15 protein-coding genes are annotated in these 21083 nt (G+C 67.5%); 8 read left to right on the top strand and 7 right to left on the bottom strand.

Features of this window, described 5'->3' with window-relative positions:
* Nucleotides 1-232: 232 nt before the first annotated feature.
* Entirely contained in the window at nt 233-1183 is a 951-nt protein-coding gene (locus tag ACFWUR_RS12380) for a carbohydrate-binding protein (protein ID WP_378906366.1), read from the top strand.
* A 129-nt stretch (nt 1184-1312) separates the two neighbouring features.
* On the top strand, nt 1313-1705 hold the full coding sequence (locus ACFWUR_RS12375) for a hypothetical protein (protein ID WP_378906003.1): 393 nt from the start codon (nt 1313-1315) through the stop codon (nt 1703-1705).
* Nucleotides 1706-1761: 56 nt separating this feature from the next.
* On the opposite strand, the gene ACFWUR_RS12370 is transcribed toward ACFWUR_RS12375, so the two are convergent.
* Nucleotides 1762-4353, bottom strand: a complete 2592-nt coding sequence (locus tag ACFWUR_RS12370) for an ATP-dependent Clp protease ATP-binding subunit (protein WP_378906001.1) — start codon at nt 4351-4353, stop codon at nt 1762-1764.
* 314 nt (nt 4354-4667) lie between these two features.
* Here ACFWUR_RS12370 and ACFWUR_RS12365 point away from each other — a divergent pair, with 314 nt between their 5' ends.
* Nucleotides 4668-6731 carry an AMP-binding protein gene (locus tag ACFWUR_RS12365; RefSeq protein WP_378905999.1) on the top strand — a complete coding sequence of 688 codons (2064 nt, stop codon included), beginning with the start codon at nt 4668-4670 and terminating at the stop codon, nt 6729-6731.
* Here ACFWUR_RS12365 and ACFWUR_RS12360 read toward each other — a convergent pair.
* The 4 genes from ACFWUR_RS12360 to pruA all read right to left on the bottom strand — a co-directional run bounded on the left by ACFWUR_RS12360 (nt 6714) and on the right by pruA (nt 11532).
* Nucleotides 6714-7337, bottom strand: coding sequence for a TetR/AcrR family transcriptional regulator (locus ACFWUR_RS12360; protein ID WP_378905997.1), 624 nt, complete (start codon nt 7335-7337; stop codon nt 6714-6716). The genes ACFWUR_RS12365 and ACFWUR_RS12360 overlap by 18 nt on opposite strands.
* Nucleotides 7338-7366: 29 nt before the next feature.
* Nucleotides 7367-8794: an amino acid permease gene (locus tag ACFWUR_RS12355; protein ID WP_378905995.1), complete on the bottom strand. Its 1428-nt coding sequence runs from the start codon at nt 8792-8794 to the stop codon at nt 7367-7369.
* A 126-nt stretch (nt 8795-8920) separates the two neighbouring features.
* Complete coding sequence (locus ACFWUR_RS12350; protein WP_378905993.1) at nt 8921-9886, bottom strand: proline dehydrogenase family protein; 966 nt, start codon at nt 9884-9886, stop codon at nt 8921-8923.
* Complete coding sequence (gene pruA, locus ACFWUR_RS12345) at nt 9886-11532, bottom strand: L-glutamate gamma-semialdehyde dehydrogenase (RefSeq protein ID WP_378905991.1); 1647 nt, start codon at nt 11530-11532, stop codon at nt 9886-9888. Before pruA ends, ACFWUR_RS12350 begins: the two co-directional genes overlap by 1 nt.
* A 133-nt stretch (nt 11533-11665) precedes the next feature.
* Between pruA and ACFWUR_RS12340 the strand changes: the two genes are divergently transcribed.
* Together ACFWUR_RS12340 and ACFWUR_RS12335 are read left to right on the top strand one after the other, a co-directional pair.
* Nucleotides 11666-13306 (top strand): PucR family transcriptional regulator, encoded by a 1641-nt coding sequence (locus tag ACFWUR_RS12340; protein ID WP_378905989.1) that lies wholly within the window; start codon nt 11666-11668, stop codon nt 13304-13306.
* A gap of 111 nt (nt 13307-13417) precedes the next feature.
* Complete coding sequence (locus ACFWUR_RS12335) at nt 13418-15412, top strand: alkyl/aryl-sulfatase (protein ID WP_378906364.1); 1995 nt, start codon at nt 13418-13420, stop codon at nt 15410-15412.
* 5 nt (nt 15413-15417) lie between these two features.
* On the opposite strand, the gene ACFWUR_RS12330 is transcribed toward ACFWUR_RS12335, so the two are convergent.
* Nucleotides 15418-16218: a VOC family protein gene (locus ACFWUR_RS12330; protein ID WP_378905987.1), complete on the bottom strand. Its 801-nt coding sequence runs from the start codon at nt 16216-16218 to the stop codon at nt 15418-15420.
* Between the two features lie 248 nt (nt 16219-16466).
* Between ACFWUR_RS12330 and ACFWUR_RS12325 the strand changes: the two genes are divergently transcribed.
* Complete coding sequence (locus ACFWUR_RS12325) at nt 16467-18506, top strand: CocE/NonD family hydrolase (protein ID WP_378905985.1); 2040 nt, start codon at nt 16467-16469, stop codon at nt 18504-18506.
* Nucleotides 18507-18616: 110 nt separating this feature from the next.
* Nucleotides 18617-19099 carry a gluconokinase gene (locus ACFWUR_RS12320; RefSeq protein ID WP_378906362.1) on the top strand — a complete coding sequence of 161 codons (483 nt, stop codon included), beginning with the start codon at nt 18617-18619 and terminating at the stop codon, nt 19097-19099.
* Here the strand turns inward: ACFWUR_RS12320 and ACFWUR_RS12315 are convergent.
* Nucleotides 19090-19836 carry a M50 family metallopeptidase gene (locus tag ACFWUR_RS12315; protein ID WP_378905983.1) on the bottom strand — a complete coding sequence of 249 codons (747 nt, stop codon included), beginning with the start codon at nt 19834-19836 and terminating at the stop codon, nt 19090-19092. The two genes, ACFWUR_RS12320 and ACFWUR_RS12315, sit on opposite strands and share 10 nt — an antisense overlap.
* Before the next feature lie 249 nt (nt 19837-20085).
* Here ACFWUR_RS12315 and ACFWUR_RS12310 point away from each other — a divergent pair, with 249 nt between their 5' ends.
* Nucleotides 20086-21081, top strand: coding sequence for an SMP-30/gluconolactonase/LRE family protein (locus ACFWUR_RS12310; RefSeq protein ID WP_378905981.1), 996 nt, complete (start codon nt 20086-20088; stop codon nt 21079-21081).
* Nucleotides 21082-21083: the final 2 nt, after the last annotated feature.

Here is a 21083-nt window from a genome sequence, read left to right as displayed (position 1 = left end):
CGAACGGTAAGACGGCTTGTTTCCGACACGGCTACCTATCGACAACTTCTGGCAAATCTGTACACCCTGAATAGCTGCGAGATTAGCCAATCGTTTGCCATGGATCGATACCGGTTGGTTCTGAACGGAGTTGTTCGCTGAATTCGCACTGCTGCGAAACGGCCTGTGAATACCAGCAGGTAGCAATATTTTTCGCTACTGGAACGGTTGACGGTTGATCTTCGTCACCCTAATGTTCGGGGTCACAGTTCGATATCGAAGTGTTCAGTGTCATCGCTCGAAATGTTTCTCGGACGGCAAGCCGGCCCCTGTCGTCCTCCGTGTGCGTTTCCAAGGAGTATTGATAGTGAGAAGTCGAATTCTGTTCTTCGCCGGAGCAATGGCGTTGGCGCCCCTCGTTACCGCGTTGGTGCCTGCCGGTAGCGCGAATGCCCACGGTTGGATAACCGGGCCCGCGAGTAGGCAGGAGCAATGCGCCCGTGGCCTCGTGCCCTGCGGCGCGGTGAAATACGAGCCCCAGAGTGTCGAGGGGCCGAAGGGTCTTACCAACTGCAGTGCGAACAAGTATCCCGAGCTCGACGACGACAGCCTCGGTTGGGTTCCGCAAAAAGTCTCCGGCAGCGCGAGGTTCACCTGGAAGAACACCGCGAACCATCGGACGATGAATTGGGAATACTTCATCGGAAATACCAGAGTCGCGGTGTTCGACGGGCGAAACGAACAGCCGTCCATGGAAGTGACCCATACCGTCGATTTGTCGAAATATTCCGGCCGCCAGAAATTGCGTGCGGTGTGGAATATCGGTGATACGGCCGCGGCCTTCTACAGTTGCGTCGATCTCGAGGTCGGGGCAGGCGGGGGCACACCTCCGACCACGACCACCCCGAAGCCCACTACCTCCCAGCCGACCACCAGTACCCCGCCCGCCACCACCACGCCGCCTGCTACGACCACGAAACCACCTGCTACGACCACGAAGCCGCCGGTGACGACGACTCCCGGGCACGAGCATCCGACGACAACAGCCACCCCCGCCGGATCACCCTGGCGCCACGGCGCCACCTACGCCATCGGCGACAAGGTCACCTACCAGGGCGCAACCTATAGCTGCAGGCAGGCGCACACAGTGCACGACCCGAACTGGACACCGCCGAATACGCCCGCCCTCTGGTCTCGGGTGTAGTCGGCGCCGACGAGGTCGGCGAAACGGTTTGTGTGTTCTCCCACCATCGGTCCCGCTATGGGGTGAGGATGGGGACCGACTCGCCGGCCTCGCGTTCGGTCGGCCCCGCACCACAAGGACGTGAGAAATATGAGTGACAGGAAATTCGCCATCGCCGTCGCGGCCATCGGGACGGCAATGCTGGCCACGACCCTCGGCGCACCCACGGCTTCGGCCGGTGTTTCGGAGTTGACCGTGAAACCCAATTTGAGCGTCGGCTCGGCAACCAACTACGGCACCGGATGCACCCATCAGTTGCTGGCCAGGCTCAGCGTTGGCATCATTCCTGTCGCGTTCTACGACAACGGCGAACTCCTGGCGGTGGTCGCCCCCACCGATGGCGTCGCCATGTTCAGTTGGGTGCCGTCCTACGCCGGGGCGCACGCGCTGACCGCTGTCCAGGACGGCATCGCCAGTAGCGCGAACGTCTCGGTGGGCCGGGGTTTCCGCTTCGGGGAATCCTGCGTGGTCACCGGGGGGTGATCCCGCGACGAACTGTGGCCCGGTTCGCACGAACCCGGCCACAGTTTGTCCATCCGCTACTCGCGCGCGAGTTTCTTGTTCTCGCCCTTCTTGCCCACGGATTTCTTGGCGGGCTTCTTCGCCGCCTTCTTCGGCGCGGCCGCCGAGCCGTTGGTGTCGGCCTTGCCTCCCGGGCTCACCGCGGTGACGACGAGATCGTCGTTCGCGGTATCGACCTTCACCGTGTCGCCGGGTTCGAGGCTGCCGTCGAGCAGCAACCGCGAAACCCGGTTGTCGAGTTCCTTCTGCACTGTGCGGCGCAAGGGTCGCGCACCGTACTCGGGCCGAAAACCGCGCTCGCTCAACCAGTCCACCGCGGACCGACTGATCTCGAGCTCGATGTCCTGGGCGGCGAGCCTTCGCCGTGTGCGATCCAGGATCAGTTCCACGATCTGTTCCAACTGCTCGGAGTCGAGACGGTGGAACACGATCTGCTCGTCGATCCGGTTGAGGAATTCGGGCCGGAAGTGTTGTCGCAGTAGCTCTTCGAGCGCGGGGACAACCGAGTCGAGGTCGCCGGGCGGAGCCTCGAGGATCACGTGCGATCCGATATTGGACGTCATGATCACGATGGTGTTCTTGAAGTCGACGGTACGGCCCTTGGAATCGGTGACCCGGCCGTCGTCGAGCAGTTGCAGCAGCACATTGAACACATCGGGGTGGGCCTTCTCGACCTCGTCGAACAGGATCACCGAATACGGCTGACGGCGCACCTTGTCGGTGAGCTGCGCGGCGTCGTCGTAGCCGACGTATCCGGGCGGGGCACCGACCAGCCGGGAGACCGTGTGCTTCTCCTGGAACTCGCTCATATCGAACCGGATCAGCCGGTCCTCGTCGCCGAAGACCGCCTCGGCCAGAGCCTTGGCGAGCTCGGTCTTGCCGACACCGGTGGGTCCGAGGAACAGGAACGACCCGATCGGCCGGTTCGGATCCTCGAGCCCGGCCCTGGCCCTGCGCACGGCCTCGGCGATCGCCACGATCGCCTCGTTCTGGCCGATCACCCGCTTGTGCAGGACGTCTTCGAGCTGGAGCAGACGCTGCTTCTCCTCGGCGGTGAGATCGGCCACCGGGATCCCGGTCCGCCGTGAGATCACTTCGGCGATGTCGACGACATCGACGATCGGCTCCGACGACGTCGCGCCGGACTCCTCGAGCTCGTCCTCGGCGGCAGCGATATCGGCCTTGAGCGCCTTGGCCTTCTCGTAGTCCTCGTTGTCGACCGCGGCGTCCTTCTCGCGATACAACCGCGCGATCGCCTCGTCCCTGGCCCTCACTTCCGGATCCGGGGTGCCCGAACGAAGCCGGACCCGCGCGCCCGCCTGGTCGATCAGGTCGATCGCCTTGTCGGGCATGAAGCGGTCGGTGATGTAGCGATCCGACAGTTGCGCAGCCGCGATCAGCGCCTCGTCGCGGTAGCGCACCTGGTGGTGCTCTTCGTACACATCGGCCAGACCACGCAGGATCTCGATGGTGTCCTGCACCGAGGGTTCCGACACCATCACCGGCTGGAATCGGCGTTCCAGCGCGGCGTCCTTCTCGATGTACCTGCGGTACTCGTCGATGGTGGTGGCGCCGACGACGTGCAGATCGCCGCGGGCCAGCGCGGGCTTGAGCAAATTGCTCGCGTCCATCGAGCCCTCGCCGCCGCCACCGGCGCCGACGATGGTGTGCAACTCGTCGATGAAGATGATCAGCTCGTCTTTGTGCGCGCGGACCTCGTCGAGGATCTTGGTCAGCCGCTCCTCGAATTCGCCGCGATACTTGCTGCCCGCGACCAAGGAACCCACATCGAGTGCGATCACGCGGCGGTCGGCGAGGGTGAGCGGCACGTCCCCGTTGACGATCCGCTGGGCCAGCCCCTCCACGATCGCGGTCTTACCGACCCCGGGATCGCCGATCAGCACCGGGTTGTTCTTGCGGCGCCGTGACAGGATCTCGATGGTCTGCTCGATCTCCTCCGCGCGCCCGACCACCGGGTCGATCAGGCCCTCGCGGGCTTCGGCGGTGAGGTCGCGGCCGTATTCGTCCAGGGTGGGGGTGCCGGATTCCGGCTGCTGACGCTTCGAGGGCGCTGTCGCCATCGGGGTTCCCGGCGCGGGCACACCGCCGCTCTGGGTGGCCGCGATCCCGGCGACCAGCGCCTGCGCCGCCACGCTGTCGGACAGCGAGGCGATGCCGAGCAGAATGTGCTCGGGGCCGAGGTAGCTGCTGCCGGCCTGGGCCGCTTGTCGCTGGGCAGCGCGCAGCGCGACCTTGGTGGCGGGGCTGAGCGTGATGTCGGCGAGGCCGTTCTCGGTGGGCAGGCCGGTGTCGAGATAGTCCTGCATCTGCTCGGCGACCTGGTCGGGATCGAGGCTGAGCTCGGCCACGATGCTGCGTCCGGGTTCTGCTTCGGTGGCCGCGTACAGCAGGTGCTCGGGGGTGATCTCGGGGTTGCCCCATTCCTGGGCCGCCTCGCGGGCGGTACCGACCAGCAACTTCGCGTTGTCGGTCATCATCCTGCCCAGATCGATTCGTTGTACCGGCGGCTTCGACGACATTCCGGAACCGAAGAACCGCTGGAAGATGTCGTCGAAGGAGTCCATCGAACTCGGCCAGCTCGCAGTCATGTCCACACCTTTTCGCTCGTCGGGCCGTGGGTCACGGCGACTCGGGCAGATCGGGTCGGTACTGCCAGCAATACTTCGGCATCCTCGGGTGGTGTGCAAGTGATTGGACAGTTTCACATCGACGATGTCGAAAGGTGTGGCGCACAAACCAAAGTCCGGCCGAAACGACCCCGAACCACCGGTTTTGTCTGATTCTTGATGACGGGGCGCCGCGGCCGGGTAGCGTGGCGACCCGCGAGGTGGTAACGGCCGCCGCGCCCATTTTTGCCCGCCGACCAGCTGGGTCGAACAGGCCGACGGGAAGAGCACGGAGTTTGGTCACTGACGTCATCGATGTGAGCGCGGATTTCACCATCGCGCGGCAAGCGTTGTGGGATGTGCTGCTCGATCCCCAGAGTTATCCACGGATGTTCACCGGCATCGGCAGCTGCGAACCGGTGGAACGCCCCGACGGTGCGGTCCACTGGCAGGTGCGCGTCGGATCGGCGAGCGGCGGTATCCGGACCCACGAGTTCATTCTCGTCATCGGCCGTTGGTACGAAAGTTTCGAACTGCGCAGCCCGGTGCTCGGTAGCTTCGCCGCGATCCGCTTGCGTGGCGATCAGGAGCGGACCCGACTCGATATCACCCTCTTCGCCACCGCGCGGGTTCATCCGCTGATCGAGCAGGGCGGCAACTCGCTGGTCACCGACTGGGTGAAGGCCGGACTGCGCCGTACCGCCGACTCGATCGCGGGCACCCGTTCCTCGGTGGTGGTCAACGCCGAACGCTCGATGGTGCGCCGCAATGCCGGGGTGGCTCGCAGCATCGCGGCCACCGGGCTCATGCGGCCCGAGCCGGTGTCGATGGTGCGACAGCTGCGCTCGCTGTCGAAGTGGGGTTTCAACCTCGCCGGCGGTTATGCGGCGGGAGCGGCGTACGACCCCGATCGGCTCGCGCTGATCGATGCGGGCGGACACCGCACCTTCGCCGAGATCGACACCCGATCCACCGCGTTGGCCGCGGCGATGTACTCGATCGGTCTGCGCAAGGGCGACGCGATCGGCCTGCTGGCGCGCAATCACGCGGGCATGGTCGAAACGATGGTCGCCGCGGGCAAGCTCGGCGTCGACGTGGCGCTGCTCAACGCGGGATTGTCGGGGCGGCGGATCGAGGAGATCGTGCAGCGGCACCGGCTGAGCGCGGTCTTCGTCGACGGCGCCCTGGAAAAACTGATCCGCTACCTGCACAGCGAGGTGCCGCGCTACACCACCGACGACTGTCCACCCGACCCCGATCGCACGACGGTCGACGACCTGATCGCCCAGGCGCACACCGACTTCCCGGTGCCCGCGCACCCCGGCAGGCTGATCGTGCTCACCTCCGGCACCAGCGGTTCGCCGAAGGGCGCGCGCCGCCCGCACGCCAAGGGCTTCGGCACCATCGCGGCGCTGCTCTCGCGGATCCCGCTGCGGGTGGAGGAGGTCATGCTCATCCCGGCGCCGCTGTTCCACACCTGGGGTCTGGCCGGGTTGCAGCTCAGCACCGCCCTGCGCGCCACTGTCGTGCTGTCCGACGGTTTCGACGCGATGGACTGTTTGCGCGCGGTCGCCGAACACCGGATCACCACGTTGATCGTGGTTCCGACGATGGTGGAACGTCTGCTCGAGGTACCCGACGAGGTCCGCGCGGGCGTGGATCTGTCGAGTCTGCGCTACGTGATCAGCTGCGGCGCGCCGCTGGCCGGAGCGACCGTACTGCGATTCCTGGACAGCTACGGCGACGTGCTCTACAACGTGTACGGCTCGACCGAGGTGTCGTGGGCCAGCGTCGCCACCCCCGACGACCTGCGGGTATCGCCCACCACCGCGGGCCGTCCGCCGCTGGGCACCCGGGTCGCGGTGCTCGGTCCCGACCTGCGTCCGGTGCCGGTCGGTTCCACCGGGCACATCTTCGTCGCCAACCACATGCTCTTCGACGGCTACGTCAACGCGGCGCCGCCGGAGGAGGCCGACGGCATGCTCGATACCGGCGACCTCGGCTATCTCGATGCCGGGGGACGCTTGTTCGTGGCGGGCCGCGATGACGAGATGATCATCTCCGGCGGTGAGAACGTCTTCCCGCGCCCGGTGGAGGAGGCGCTCGCGCACCTGCCGCAGATCAGCGAGGTCGCGGTCGTGGGCGTTCCCGACCGGGAGTTCGGCCAGCGGCTCGCCGCGTTCGTGGTGAAACGCGAAGGGGCGGGCCTGGATTCGGACATGGTGCGGACCTACATCCGCAACCGCCTGAGCCGATTCTCGGTCCCGCGCGACGTCACGTTCCTGACGGCGCTGCCGCGCGGGGAGACCGGCAAGATCCTCAAGCGGGTGTTGGTACCGGGGTCAGTGCTGAGCGAGTAGCGAGCGCACCGCGCGCTCGATCGTCGCCGAGGCTCGCTCGCGCGACAGCCCGCGTCGATCCTGCAGATGGTGGCGCATCGGCCAGGCGAGGGCGCCGTCGATCAGATCGAGCAGCTCGTCGTCGAGCGCACCGCCGGGTCGGGACAGTTCGGGCGCGAACAGCGTGGCCAGCACGGCCCTGATGTGTGCGTCGGTACGTCGCAGCCGTGCGTCGATCGCGTCGATCGTGCGCGATTCCTGCAGGCCGGGCAGGCGGGGTACGCGTTGCAGATCGAAGATCGCGGCGCTCTGCCGGACCGCGACCGCGATCCGTTCGGTCAGCGGAAGCGACGGGTCCGGGGTCACCAGGCATGCCTCGACCATCTCGGACTGGCGCTCGGCCGCGGCCACCAGCAGGGCTTCGCGGTCGGGAAAATGGACGAAAACACTGCGCTCGGAACTGCCCGCCCTGGCGGCGATCTCGCGTGCGGTCGGTGCGAAGTCGCCCGCGGTGACGGCGGCGAGCAGACCATCGATGATGGCTTCGCGCGTTTTCGCCGGATCCCGACGGCGCGGCGTGCGCGCCTGCTTCGCGCCCGCCGCTGCGGTGTCCTGCTCCGATCTCATCGGCCCATCACAGCACAATCCGTCGACGACTACCTGCTCGGCTCCGCAACGGTCCGGTTCATCACCGAGTGCTTACGCGAATAGGCGAAGTACACGATCAGGCCGACTGCCAGCCAACCGGCGAACCGCACCCAGGTCTCCGACGGCAGCGACCAGATCAGGTAGGCCGAGAAGCCGATCCCGATCAGCGGGATCACGGGCATGAGCGGCAGCCGGAACGAGCGCGGAGCGTCGGGCCTGGTTCGCCGCAACACGATGACCGAGATACACACCACGATGAAGGCCATCAGGATGCCGATATTGGTGAGCTCGGCAACGGTGTTGATCGGCAGCACACCGGCCAGGATCGCCGCGCCGAAGCCGACGATCCAGGTGACCCTGGTCGGCACCTTGCGGGTGGGATGGGTCTTGGCGAACCAGATGGGCAGCAGCCCGTCGCGGCTCATCGCGAACCACACCCGGGTGACGCCGAGCATGAAGGTGAGTACCACCGTGATGATGCCCACGATCGCGCCGACCGCGATGATGTTGGCGACGCCGGGCATCCCCACCGACTCGAAAGCGGTGGAGAAACCGCTGGTGGGGCTGATTTCGGTGTATTTCTGCATGCCTGTGAGCACGAGCGTGCACAGCACGTAGAGCACCATGGCGATCGCGAGGGAGTAGATGATCGCCTTCGGCAGATGCTTGCGCCCGTCGATGGATTCCTCGGCCGCGGTGCTCATCGCGTCGTAACCGAAGACCGCGAAGAACACCGTCGCCGCGCCCGTCCACACCGCGCCGGTGCCGTAGGGGAAGTAGGGGTCGTAGTTGGCGCTGTCGATGTGGAAGACACCGAGCACCACGATGAGTACCACCAGGGCGACCTTGATGCCGACCGCCACCGTCTCGAATCGACCGACGCTGCCGATACCGCGGGAGAGCACCCACGCGGTGCCGAGACAGAACAGCACCGCGAACAGGTCGACCACTCGGCCGTCCCCGGTATCGGGGGCGCCGAGCATCCACTCCGGCAGGGTCAGTCCGACCTGGTCGAGCAGGAACCCGAAGTAGCCCGACACACCGATCGCGACCACCGCCGCCACCGCGATGTACTCGAGCAGCAGATCCCAGCCGATGAACCAACCGGCGAGCTCACCCAGCGAGACGTAGCCATAGGTGTAGGCCGAGCCTGCCTTCGGGACCATGCCCGCGAATTCGGCGTAGCACAGCGCCGCCGCGGCACTGGCGACACCGGCGATCAGGAACGAGATCAGGACCGCCGGGCCGGTGACAGAGTGCGCGACCGAGCCCGCCAGGGTGAAGATGCCCGCGCCGATGATGCCGCCGACGCCGATGGCGGTGAGCTGCCAGAGTCCGAGCGATTTGGCGAGCCGCTCGTCACTCGGGGTCTCGTCGTCGACCTCGACCAGTGGTTTGCGGCGCAACGCCTGGGTGCGCAACTCTGCGAAAGACATCCGCGTTTTCCTTTCATCGGCGCACACCGCCGCGTCACGGTGGGCGCATCCGAGTACACCGCCACGCACGGCCCCTGGCATCGAGAGTGAATAATGTTCAGCGGCGACGATCGGTGCGAAAACTCGTCACTTTCCGCGCCCGCCCACCAGAGCGCGGAGGAAGAACCCGAGGTTGGCGGGCCTTTCGGCCAGCCTGCGCACGAAATAGCCGTACCACTGGTCACCGTAGGGGACGTACACGCGAACATGGTTGCCCGCGGCGGCGAGTCGCTGCTGTTCGTCGGCGCGGATGCCGTACAGCATCTGGTACTCGTATTCCTCGGTCTTGCGCTGCGCCGCGCGGACGCCCGCCTCGGCGGCGGTGATCACTGCCGGGTCGTGCGAGGCGATCATCGGATAGCCCGCGCCCGCGGTGAGCATGCCGAGGCATCGCCGGTACGAGGCGTCGACCTCGGCCTTGTCGCGGAAGGCGACCGACTCGGGTTCGTCGTAGGCGCCTTTGCACAGCCTGATACGCGACCCCGGGCCCGCCATGGCGTGGCAATCGTCCTCGGTGCGGCGCAGATAGGCCTGCAGGACCGCGCCCAGCCACGGGTAGTCCGTGCGCAACTCGCGCACGATCGACAGCGTCGAGTCGGTGGTGGTGTGGTCTTCGGCATCGACGGTGACCCAGATCCCGGCGGCCGCGGCGGCGGCGCAGATCTGGCGGGCGTGCTCGCGGGCGATCGCGTGACCGTCCTGCGGCAGGGCTTGCCCCAGTGCGGAGAGCTTGACCGAAACCTCCAGCGGCCGAACAGCTCCCGTCGTCACGTCCGACTGGGGGAGACGGCCGAGCGCGGTGATCAACGTCCGGTATTGCGCGACGGTCGCCTCGGCGCTCGCCAGATCGGTGGTGTCTTCACCCAGGTAGTCGATACTGACGAAACGCCCTGAGCGCAAAAGCGTTTCGCTGGCGCGCACCACCTGTTCGGTGCTGGTGCCCGCGACGAAACGGGCCACCACCGCTCGACTGACCGGCAGCCGGGTGACGGTGCGTTCCAGGCGCGTCGAGCGCGCGGCGGCGAGCATGGTCGAACGCAGCAGCGCGGACATCAGTCGACCTCCGGCGCCTGGTGGGGGTAGCGATGTTCGGTGGGTGGAACGAAGGTTTCCTTGATCGTGCGCGCGGAGGTCCAGCGCAGCAGGTTCTGCGGGGAACCGGCCTTGTCGTTGGTGCCGGATGCGCGTGCGCCGCCGAACGGTTGCTGGCCGACGACCGCTCCGGAGGGTTTGTCGTTGATGTAGAAGTTGCCCGCGGCGAAGGTGAGTCGGTCGGTCGCTTCGGCGATCGCGGTGCGGTCCGTCGCGATGACCGAGCCGGTGAGGCCGTAGGGGCTGCCCGTGTCGACGAGGTCCATGGCGTCGGCGAAGGCGCTCGGGGTGTTGTCGTCGTAGACGTGCACCGCCAGGATCGGGCCGAAGTACTCGGTGCGAAAGACCTCGTCGCTGGGATCGTCACCGACCACGATGGTGGGGTCGACGAACCATCCGACACTGTCGTCGCTGTGTCCGCCCGCCACCACGGTCAGGCCCGGCGTGGCCTTCGCGCGCTCGAGTGCGGCGGTGTTGCGGTCGAAGGCGCGCCGATCGATCAGTGCCCCACCGAAATTCGTGAAGTCGGTGACGTCGCCGTAGCGCAGGTTCGACGTCCGCTCGATCAGGTCCTCCGACATCGCCGCCCAGACCGAACGCGGGATGAACGCGCGCGAAGCGGCCGAACACTTCTGGCCCTGATAGTCGAACGCGCCGCGCACCAACGCGGTGGTGAGCACCGCCGGATCGGCCGACGGGTGCGCGAGCACGAAGTCCTTGCCACCGGTCTCGCCCACCAGCCGCGGATAGGTGCGGTAGCTGTCCAACCGCTGTGCCACCGCGCGCCACAGATGCTGGAAGGTGCCCGTCGACCCGGTGAAGTGCACGCCGGCCAACCGCGGGTCGGCCAGCACGACATCGGAGATCGCCGGGCCCGGTCCGTTGACCAGGTTGATCACCCCGGGTGGCAGCCCGGCCGCTTCCAGTAGCCGCATGGTCAGGTAGGCCGCCACCGCCTGGCTCCGGGCAGGCTTCCACACCACGGTGTTGCCCATCAGCGCGGGCGCGGTGGGCAGGTTGCCCGCGATCGCGCTGAAGTTGAACGGTGTCACCGCGTAGACGAACCCCTCGAGCGAGCGGTACTGCATCCGATTCCACATCCCCGGAGAGGAGATCGGCTGGCCGGCGAGGATCTCGCGTGCGAAGGACACATTGAACCGCCAGAAGTCGATCAGTTCGCACGGTGCGTCGATCTCGGCCTGATAGGCGGACTTGGATTGCCCGAGCATCGTCGCGGCCGCGATCTTTTCGCGCCACGGTCCGGAGAGAAAATCGGCGGCGCGCAGGAAGATCGCGGCTCGATCGTCGAACGACATCGCCTGCCAGGCGGGTGCGGCGGCGCAGGCGGCCTCGACCGCGGCGGCGGTTTCGCTGGTGCTCGCGTCGCGCAGCGTGCCGAGGACGGCGGCGTGGCGATGGGGTTGGACCACGTCGAAGCTGGGGCCCTCACCGGGCAGGTGGCGGCCCCCGATCACATGGGTGATCTCGGTGGGGGAGGCGGACAACTCGGCGAGCGCGGTCCGCAGGCGACTGCGTTCCGGGCTTCCCGGAGCGAAGGTGCCGACGGGTTCGTTGACCGGCTGCGGGGTGGTCGCGATGGCGTCCATGGGTGCGGCTCCTGCGTCGTGGCGGATAGCGGGATGTGACGTAGTCAACACCGATACGCAGCGGTCATAATCATCTGATCGGATGAAGAATCGGGCGGTTGCTTGTCCGATCAGCCAAAACCGGAGGTGCTCGATGTCCGACGGGGTCACCACACTGCGCCAGTTGCTCGTCGCCTTGGACCACACCGTCGCCACCCTGGTCGACGCGCCCGCGGGCGAAGAGGTCGCAATCCGAACAGTCGCGTTGGCCGAGCCTGCCGACCTGCCCGAACACCTCGACGGTGAGGGCGCCCTGCCCGAGGTGTACCTGCTCGTCGGAGTCGATGCCGCCGCGACCGCGCGCTGGTTGCGCGAGATCGGCGATCGCGACCCCGCGCAGCGGCCGCGCGTGCTGATGACCAAGAGTGCCAACGACTCTCCCGCGGTGCGCGCCGCCGCCGAGGCCGCGGGCGTCGCGCTGGTGCACGTCCATCGACAGGCACGCTGGGACCAGGTGTTCTCGCTGATCCGCCGGATGTTGGCCCGCTCGCCCGGTCAGCGCGCGGCGTCCGACGAGCACGACCTCCTCGCTCCCGACACCGATCTGTTCGGGCTGGCCCAGGTGGTGGCCAGGGAAACCGGCGGCATGGTCTCGATCGAGGATCCCCAGTCGCGCGTCCTGGCCTACTCGGCCTCGGACGCGTCTGCCGATCAGTTGCGCATCCAATCCATCCTCGGTCGGGAGGGTCCGAGCGACTACCTGCGGATTCTGCGCGAGTGGGGCGTGTTCGACCGGGTGCGTCGCGGCGACGAGGTCGTCGACGTGCCGGAACATCCTGAGCTCGATATCCGTCGCAGACTCGTCGTCGGTATCCGGCGTGGCACCGGCGGCACGCATTCGAGGATGCTCGGGACCATCTGGTTGCAGCAGGGCGCCGGACCGCTGCGCCCCGACGCGGCGCAGGTGCTGCGTGGCGCGTCGGCGGTGGCGGCCAGGATCATCGCGCGGCGGTTGGACGCGCCGTCGACCGAGGCATTGCTCGTGCGCAGGCTGTTCGGTGCGCACGGCGACGGCGTCGACGTGCCATCCGTCGCCGCCGCGCTGAACCTGCCGATCACCGGCCCGGCCGCGGTGATCGGCTTCGCCCCGGTCGGTCCCGCCGCGGGGCCGACCGCGTCGAGTGGCTTGATCCGGTTGCACGCCAGTGCTTTCCGCGACGACTCGGTGACCGAGTCGATCGGAGATCGGGTCTATGTCCTGCTGCCCGCCTATCACTCCGAACGCAGCGTCGGCTCGTGGGTGCGCAAGCTGGTCGCCCAGCTCGAACAGACGCGCGAACTCCTCGTGCGGGCCGCGATCGCCGCACCGGTCGTGGATCTGACCGCGGTGGCCGCGGCGCGCACGGAGGTCGACCGGGTGCTGGACAGTCCGGTCGCCGACCCCTCGGGCAGTCGGGTCGCCACGCTGGCCGATGCCAGAACCGCGGTGTTGCTGGCCGAGATCATGGAACTGATCCGTGAGCGCCCGCGCCTGCACGATCCACGCCTGGCCGCGCTCGATGCCTATGACCGAGCCCACGCGGCTGACCTGCGGGTATCGGTTCAGACGTATCTGCGTGCGCACGGCGAGGTGCGCGCCGCGGCGACCGCGTTGCGCGTGCACCCGAACACGCTGCGCTATCGGCTGCGGCGGGTCGAGGCGATCCTCGGCATCGACCTGGCCGATCCGCAGGATCGGCTTCTGCTCGACATCCAACTGGCCGCGCTGGCGATTGTGCCGATTGCTCAGAGGTAACACAGATATTGCAGTTACTCTGCAATAGCCGTCCGGGTCGGGCGGTCGTGGAACGAAGGAGTAGCGGTGAACAGTGCACACAGGGGTCGCGGCGAGCTGTCGCGGCGCGCGATGTTGGGTGTCGGAGCCGGTGCGGCTGCCGCAGTCGCGGTCGGCGCGACCGTCACCGGATGTGGTGACCAACCGAGCGGAGTCACCCCGTCGAGCACCCAGACCGAGCCGACCGGAGCCGTCCTGGATGCCAACCGCGCGCTGGCCGACACGTTGCCCTTCGGCGACACGGCCGACTTCGCCGATGCCGACCGCGGCTGGATCGCCTCGCTCGAGCCGGGCAAGGTCACCGATCCCTCCGGCAAAGTGGTGTGGGACAACGACTCCTACGACTTCCTCGCCGGCTCCTGTCCGCAGTCGGTGAACCCGAGCCTGTGGCGGCAATCCCAGCTCGTCGTCAAGCAGGGCCTCTACGAGATCGCGCCGGGCTTCTACCAGGTTCGTGGTCTCGACCTGTCGAACATGACATTGATCGAAGGCGAGACCGGCGTGGTCGTCATCGATCCGCTGGTCTCGGCCGAGACCGCGGCCGCCGGACTCGCGCTCTATCGCGAACATCGCGGTGACCGGCCGGTCACCGGCCTGATCTACTCGCACTCCCATGTCGATCACTTCGGCGGCAGCTACGGCGTCATCACCCCGCAGGACGTCGCCGCCGGGCGCTGCCCGGTGATCGCGCCCTCGGGATTCATGGAGCACGCCGTGGCCGAGAACATCTACACGGGCACGGCGATGGCCCGTCGCGCCGCGTACATGTACGGCGCCGCATTGCCCCGAGGCCCGAAAGGCCAGGTGGGATCCGGTCTCGGACAGACCACGTCGGTCGGTACCGTCAGCCTGATCCCGCCCACCGTGTCCGTGACCCGCACCGACCAGGAAGAGCTGGTCGACGGTGTGCGGATGGTCTTCCAACTGACGCCGGGCACCGAAGCGCCCTCGGAGATGAACTTCTACTTCCCCGATCGGCGCATCCTGTGTATGGCCGAGAACGCCACCCACACCATGCACAACATCGTCACCCTGCGCGGTGCGCTGGTCCGCGACCCGCATGTCTGGTCGAAATATCTCACCGATTCGATCAACCGCTACGGCCGCCGAGCCGAGCTGGTGTTCTCCTCGCACCACTGGCCGATCTGGGGTACCGATCGGATCGTGGAGTTCCTGTCGCTGCAGCGCGACATGTACGGCTACCTCAACGATCAGACACTGCGACTGCTGAATCAGGGCTACGTCGGCGCCGAGATCGCCGAAATGCTGCAGATGCCCCCCGCGCTGACCGCGTCGTGGTCGACGCACGGGTACTACGGCTCGGTCAGCCACAACGTCAAGGCGGTGTACCAGCGGTACATGGGCTGGTTCGACGGCAACCCGGCGCACCTGTGGGAACACCCGCCGGTGGACAACGCCCACCGTCATGTCGAGGCGATGGGTGGCGCCGACGCGGCACTGCGAACGGCACAGCGAGCCTATGATGCCGCCGACTTCCGCTGGGTCGTGCAACTGGTGAACTACGTGATCTTCGCCGACCCGGCCAACAAAACAGCGAAAGACTTGCAGGCCAGTGCCTTCGAACAACTCGCCTACGGCGCGGAGAACGCCACCTGGCGCAACTTCTACCTCAGCGGCGCCCACGAACTGCGCAACGGTTCGTTCGGCACGCCGACCACCGCCGACTCCGCCGCGATGGCCGCCGCACTGAGTGTGGACCAGGTGTTCGACGCGGTGTCGTTACGGATCGACGGTCCGAAGGCCTGGGACGTCCGAATGACCACGGACTGGCGGATCAGCGACGAGAACCATCGCGTGCACCGCGTGGAACTGCGCAACGGAGTCCTGGTGCACCACGACCGCTTTGCCGGTGACTCGCTACCCGCGCCCGACGCGACGATCACCCTCAGTCGCACGACCCTGATCGCCACCCTGGTCGGCGGCGCCGACTTGCGCAAGGGCGTCGCGAGCGGTGACATCGCCATCGACGGCGACGCCACCGCCCTGGCGAAGCTGCCCGGCGTGATCGACAAGCCGGACCCGAACTTCGCCATCGTCACACCGTGACGGTGTCAGGACCCGGGTACCTCGCCGACCGCCGCGGCCGTGTCGATCACACCGAACACCTCGCCCTGCGGAGCGGCCAGGATGCCCGTGCGGCCGAACGGGCTGTCCTCGGCGCCCATGATCACCGAGGCGCCCAGTTCGGTGGCCCTGGCCAGGATGGCGTCGGTGTCGTCGACCTGGATCCAGGTGAGCCAGTAGGGCGGGGTGCTCAACGCTGAGGCATCCATCATGCCGCCGACTTCGTGGCTGTCACCGGGCAGCGCGAAGGTGGAGTAGGTGAAGTCCGCCCCGTCGCCGATTTCGGTGTACCGCCAGCCGAACACCGCGCTGTAGAACTGTTGTGCCCGATCGTAGGCAGGGGTGTGCAATTCGTTCCAGCAATAGGCGCCGTTCTGGTTGTACACGCCGGCGCCGCTGTGTGCCTTGGCTTCCCACACGCCGAAGACACCGCCCGCCGGGTCGGCGGCGATGAACATGCGGCCCACGTCGAGCACATCGAACGGTGGCACGAGTACCTGCCCGCCGGACCTGCTCACCCGTTCGGCGATCTCGTCGGCACGCTCGGCCGCGAAGTATGTCGTCCATACCGACGGCATCTCGCCCATGCCCTCGGGTTTCGGGCCGATGCCCGCCGCGGGTCGGCCGTCGACCATGGCCATGAGGTATCCACCTGCTTCGGCGGGTCCGGACTGGACTTCCCAGCCGAACAGCGTGCTGTAGAAGTCGCGGGCGGCGTCGGTGTCGTCCACCTGACAGTCGATCCAGCAGGGCGTGCCCTGCGGCCAAGCTTCGTCGCGTGTCGGCATTGTCGAATGTCCTCCTCGGCGATGGATGAAGGCCGGCCCCAGCCGCACCGGCGTGTGCCAAGTCAACCACCGGACACCGACACGAACGGGGACTCCGAAACCGCGCTGAACTGGAACAAGGCGTGTTCACAGCGACAGCCCGAGCGGGCCGACGCTCACCGGCTCAACTCGTTAGCGCTGTTACAGTTTCCGCGCCGATCGTGCGGTGGCTTGGTCAACGGTGGAGACGAACCGGTCGGGAGCGATTCATGGTGGTGAGAGATTCGGAACGCGGGTTCGTCCGCATGCTGGTGACGATCCTCGCGGTGGTCGTCGTGCTCGGCTGCGGCGGTGGTCCCGCAGGCGCGCAGCCCCCGGACGCGTCGGGCGCGAAGTGGACCGCGCTGCACGACGGCCCGGGCGCCTATCCCGAGGTGCGGGTGGAGCGCGGCGTCCAGATCACGATGAGCGACGGCGTCGTGCTCAAGGCCGACGTCTACCGCCCCGCCGACGCCGCGGGGGTGATGGAACACAAACCGCTACCCACCGTCGTGAGTCTCACGCCGTACTCGAAACTGATGACCGGCCTGATCGAATCGGCCGCCGCGATTCCGGGCCTGCAGTCCACCGCCGTCGACATCGTGCGCAGGCTGAATCTGTCCACCACCCCGATCAGCGGGTTCGGTGATCTGATGCAGGCTCTGGACGGCGGCATGATCCAGACCATGCTCGGCGTCGACCGCAAACTCGTCCGCGCCGGGTACACCGTTGTCGTGGCCGACGTGCGCGGAACCGGTCTGTCGCAGGGCAAATGGGACACCCTCGGGGCGCGCGAACAGCTCGACACCCGCGAGGTGATCGACTGGGCGGCCACGCAGCCGTGGTCGAACGGACGCATCGGGATGAGCGGTGGCTCCTACTCCGGCATCAATCAGTTGCGTGCTGCCGAAAACGCCCCGCCCGCGTTGCAGGCCATCTTCCCGGTCGAGCCCGGCAGCGACCTCATGCGTGATGTGGTCGCTCCCGGCGGCGGCGTCGGCACGACCTTCCTGCCGTTGTGGCTCAATTCGGTCAACCAGCTCAAACTCGTCCCCGACGTGGCCTCCATGGTGGACGGCAGTTTCGACTGGACCTGGTTCAACGACCGCCTGGCCGACCCGACCACCAACTTCGACCTGCTCGCCCAATCGCTGCTCACCCCGTCGCTGTCGAATATGCCGCCGGCGCTCGACGGCGCGCTCGACGACACCTCCGCCTTCCGCGAGGCGATCATGGGCCACCCCGAGAACGTCACGGTGCCCACCTTCGTCTACGGCGGCTGGCACGACATCTTCGCCAACAGCGCGACCAAACTCTACGAACAGATCCCGCTTCCGGCCGGGCGCAAACAGCTCGTCGTCGGCGATACCTATCACGCCAATCCCGGTGCGGGCACCGGTGTCCCCGGCGCGCCCCCGCGCCTGGACGTTCTGCAGCGAGCCTGGTTCGACACATGGCTCAAGGGCATCGCCACCGGCATCGAAGATTTCGGGCCCGTCACCGTGAAACAGCAGGGCGGAAGCTGGGTGACACTGCGCGAGTTCCCCCAGCCGGGTGTCACGCATCGCCGTGTCTACCTCTCGGCCGCGCCCAGCGGCAGCACCGAAGACAGCCTGCACGACGGATCGCTCAGCGCCACCGGGCCTGGCGCTGTCGAAACACTCACTGTCGCACCGGGTTTGAATCAAATCTGCTCCCGTGACGCGGCGCAGGGCGCGGCCGGGATGACAGCTGCGTTCGACACCTGCGCGAAGGACTCCCGCATCGCCGAACGCAACGGCCTCACCTTCACCAGTGCTCCGCTGACCGAACAGACGGTCATCTCCGGGCCGATCAACGTGCGGCTCAACACGGTCCACGACGCCACCGACGGATTCTGGAATGTCACCGTCAACGACGTGGCGCCCGACGGCACCTCGACCGTGCTGACCACCGGCCAGCTCACCTCGTCGATGCGGGCCGTCGACGAACGCCGCAGCGCGCGCTCGATCAACGGTGACTTCACCGCGCCCTTCAACCCGCTCACCGTCGACCGGCTGCTTCCGGTCGTGCCCGGCGCACCGACCGAAATCGATGTCGCCGTCATTCCGACCCAGGCAGTGCTGGCACCGGGGCACCGGCTGCGTATCGACGTCTTCGCGGGCAACGCGCCCAAGGCGTTGCCGTTTCGGCCGATGCTCAACGCCAGTGGCCTCGAACCACAGCACCTGCGCCTCGACCCCGCGGCACCGAGTTTCGTCAACCTGCCCACGGACCGCCCGATTCCCTGACCGAAGCCGGGGGCGTCGTCGCCCCACTACCCTCGGTCGGGCAGGATGCGTGCGCACGCTGTGAAGAGTCCGACGAGGAGGTCGCTGTGGTCGAACCTGTCATCGTGGTGATGGGGGTGTCGGGATGTGGGAAGACCACGGTCGGCGCGCTGACCGCCGACCGGCTCGAGGTGCCGTACGCCGAAGGCGACGACTTCCATCCGTTGGCCAACATCGAGAAGATGGCGGCGGGTATCCCGTTGACCGACGAGGACCGGCTGCCCTGGCTCGACACCGTCGCCGAGTGGCTCGCCGAACACCAGGAAACCGGCGGGGTAGCGACGTGTTCGGCATTGCGGAGGGTCTACCGAGACCGCCTGCGCGCCAGGGCCCCGCAGACCTACTTCGTGCACCTGGCAGCCACCCGCGAGGAACTGCTCCGCCGGATGACCGGCCGACTCGGCCACTTCATGCCGACGATCCTGCTGGACTCACAGCTGGACACCTTGGAACCGCTGCAATCCGACGAAGTGGGCGTCACCCTCAACGCGCTACAGCCGCCGAGCGTGCTCGTCACCGAGGCCGTCGACCTCTGGATCGCCGATCACCGCTGAAGCAGCGGATGCAGCTCCTCGACCGGCGCCAGCATCAGCATCGCCCCCACTACCAGCGCCGCCAGGCAGACGGCGGTGAAGAACAACACCCACAGCACCGCGGGCAGGTGGGTCAACCGGGCCAACTGGTCGGCATCGGAGTCCGTGCGCCCCGGCTGCCGCCGACGACTGCGTTGCAGTTCGAAGACCGGCCGCACCGCGGCGGCCAGCAGGAACCACGCCGCGAGATACGCGAACGCGGCCTGGAGCAGATCGCTGCCGAACCACGACACCCCGAACACCAGAGCGCCGAGCACCAGCACGGTGAGCAGCCCGTACATGTTGCGCACCTTGATCAGCACCGCGGCCAACATCAGCAGCGTCGCCCACAACATCACCGTCACCCGGCCCGTCCCGAGCAGCGCGGCGTAGCCGAGCCCGAGCAGCGCGGGCGCCGGGTACCCGGCAGCCGCGGTGAGGATCATGCCGGGGCCGCTGGGCCTGCCGCTCGACACGGTCAGCCCCGACGTATCGGTGTGCAGGGTGATCGCGTGCAGCCTGCGCCCGGTGAGCAGCGCGACCACGGCGTGCCCGGCCTCGTGCGCCACCGTCACCGCGGCGCGGGTCAGCCGCCACAGCGGTCGGTAACCGACCAGAACCAACGCCACCGCCGCGGTGGCCAGTACCAACCACCAGGCGGGCGCGGGCTGGGGTGCGAGGAGACGATCGAGCAGCGAGCTGGCGGATCCGGTGTTCACCGCCGCACTTTAACCGGCCGTGGGCTCGTTCGCCGCCGACCGGGGAACTGCGGCGATACCCACCGGCCCACAACTGTCCGCGGCCGGCACCGGCCCCGCCACGAGCCCCCGACGGTAAGGCGAGTTCGGTCGCGGCGACGGCAGGCTACCGAGATCTCCGTTGCGCGAGTAGCCCTTTCGCTCACCGGGCGTGGGACCGGTCGTTCCCGCATCGCTCCCGTGGCGTCGGCCGGCGTGGTAGCAATGGGCATGCAGATGCGCCCTCACCGCTGGACTCCGCCGCGCCCCACCCCTCGTGCGCGGCAGACCCTCAGCGATCCGCCGATGCCGCCGATCCGACTGTTGCCGCTGCCTGGAAGCGGCCCGGAGGACGTGGTGGTGCTGGCCGACGGTCGGCTCGTCACCGGGACCGACGACGGTGCGATCTGGCGCGTAGATCCGGCGAGCGGAGCGGTCGAGCGGATCGGCGAGGCCGGTGGTCGACCGCTGGGCATGCACGTCGACGCCGACGGCTCACTGCTGATCTGCGTCGCGGGTCGAGGCGTGCTGCGGTTGGCGCGGGCGAACGCGGAGCTGGAAGTCGTGGTCGGTGAGATCGATGGCGCCCCGATCGCCTTCCCCAGCAACGTGGTCGGCGATGACGACGGCACGATCTACTTCTCGATCTCGACGCGGCGATGGCCCTTCGAGGAGTGGATGACCGACATTCTGGAACACTCCGGCAGCGGACAGTTGGTACGCCGCGACCCGGACGGACACCTGGAGGTGCTCGTCGACGGTCTCCAGTTCGCCAACGGCGTGGTACTCGCCCCGGACAGGTCCTGCGTGCTGGTCGCCGAGACCGGCGCCTACCGGATCACGCGATACTGGCTGACCGGTCCGTGCGCAGGCACCACCGACCACATCGCCGAAAACCTGCCCGGTTCACCCGACAACATGCTGCTCGGCAGCGACGGGCTGGTCTGGGTCGGCATCGTCTCGCCACGCAACCCCTTGCTGGACAAGCTCTTTGCGCTTCCCGGTGTCCTACGGCGAATTGTCGACGCCCTGCCGGATCGGCTGACGCCCGCGCCCGTCCGCTCGGTCTGGGTGCTCGGGCTCGATCTCGACGGCACCATCGTGCACGACCTGCAGCGCGAAGGCACCGACTACGCGTTGGTCACCGCGGTGGCCGAACACAACGGCACCCTCTACCTCGGCAGCCTGTCCGAATCCGCGATCGCGGTGACGTCGGTGCCGACCTGATC

The organism is Nocardia sp. NPDC058633 (assembly GCF_042717045.1).
Classification (GTDB): Bacteria; Actinomycetota; Actinomycetes; order Mycobacteriales; family Mycobacteriaceae; genus Nocardia.
This window is presented reverse-complemented; position numbering and strand designations above follow the sequence as displayed.

What these genes read in the sequence shown, in the direction of transcription:
- pruA (WP_378905991.1), bottom strand. Translation starts at nt 11,532, where the DNA reads ATGGACGCCATCGCGACCACCCCGCAGCCGGTCAACGAACCCGTCGGC.
- ACFWUR_RS12380 (WP_378906366.1), top strand. Translation starts at nt 233, where the DNA reads ATGTTCGGGGTCACAGTTCGATATCGAAGTGTTCAGTGTCATCGCTCG.
- ACFWUR_RS12350 (WP_378905993.1), bottom strand. Translation starts at nt 9,886, where the DNA reads ATGTCCGCGCTGCTGCGTTCGACCATGCTCGCCGCCGCGCGCTCGACG.
- ACFWUR_RS12355 (WP_378905995.1), bottom strand. Translation starts at nt 8,794, where the DNA reads ATGTCTTTCGCAGAGTTGCGCACCCAGGCGTTGCGCCGCAAACCACTG.
- ACFWUR_RS12330 (WP_378905987.1), bottom strand. Translation starts at nt 16,218, where the DNA reads ATGCCGACACGCGACGAAGCTTGGCCGCAGGGCACGCCCTGCTGGATC.
- ACFWUR_RS12310 (WP_378905981.1), top strand. Translation starts at nt 20,086, where the DNA reads ATGCAGATGCGCCCTCACCGCTGGACTCCGCCGCGCCCCACCCCTCGT.
- ACFWUR_RS12340 (WP_378905989.1), top strand. Translation starts at nt 11,666, where the DNA reads ATGTCCGACGGGGTCACCACACTGCGCCAGTTGCTCGTCGCCTTGGAC.
- ACFWUR_RS12335 (WP_378906364.1), top strand. Translation starts at nt 13,418, where the DNA reads ATGTTGGGTGTCGGAGCCGGTGCGGCTGCCGCAGTCGCGGTCGGCGCG.
- ACFWUR_RS12370 (WP_378906001.1), bottom strand. Translation starts at nt 4,353, where the DNA reads ATGACTGCGAGCTGGCCGAGTTCGATGGACTCCTTCGACGACATCTTC.
- ACFWUR_RS12325 (WP_378905985.1), top strand. Translation starts at nt 16,467, where the DNA reads ATGGTGGTGAGAGATTCGGAACGCGGGTTCGTCCGCATGCTGGTGACG.
- ACFWUR_RS12320 (WP_378906362.1), top strand. Translation starts at nt 18,617, where the DNA reads ATGGGGGTGTCGGGATGTGGGAAGACCACGGTCGGCGCGCTGACCGCC.
- ACFWUR_RS12375 (WP_378906003.1), top strand. Translation starts at nt 1,313, where the DNA reads ATGAGTGACAGGAAATTCGCCATCGCCGTCGCGGCCATCGGGACGGCA.
- ACFWUR_RS12360 (WP_378905997.1), bottom strand. Translation starts at nt 7,337, where the DNA reads ATGAGATCGGAGCAGGACACCGCAGCGGCGGGCGCGAAGCAGGCGCGC.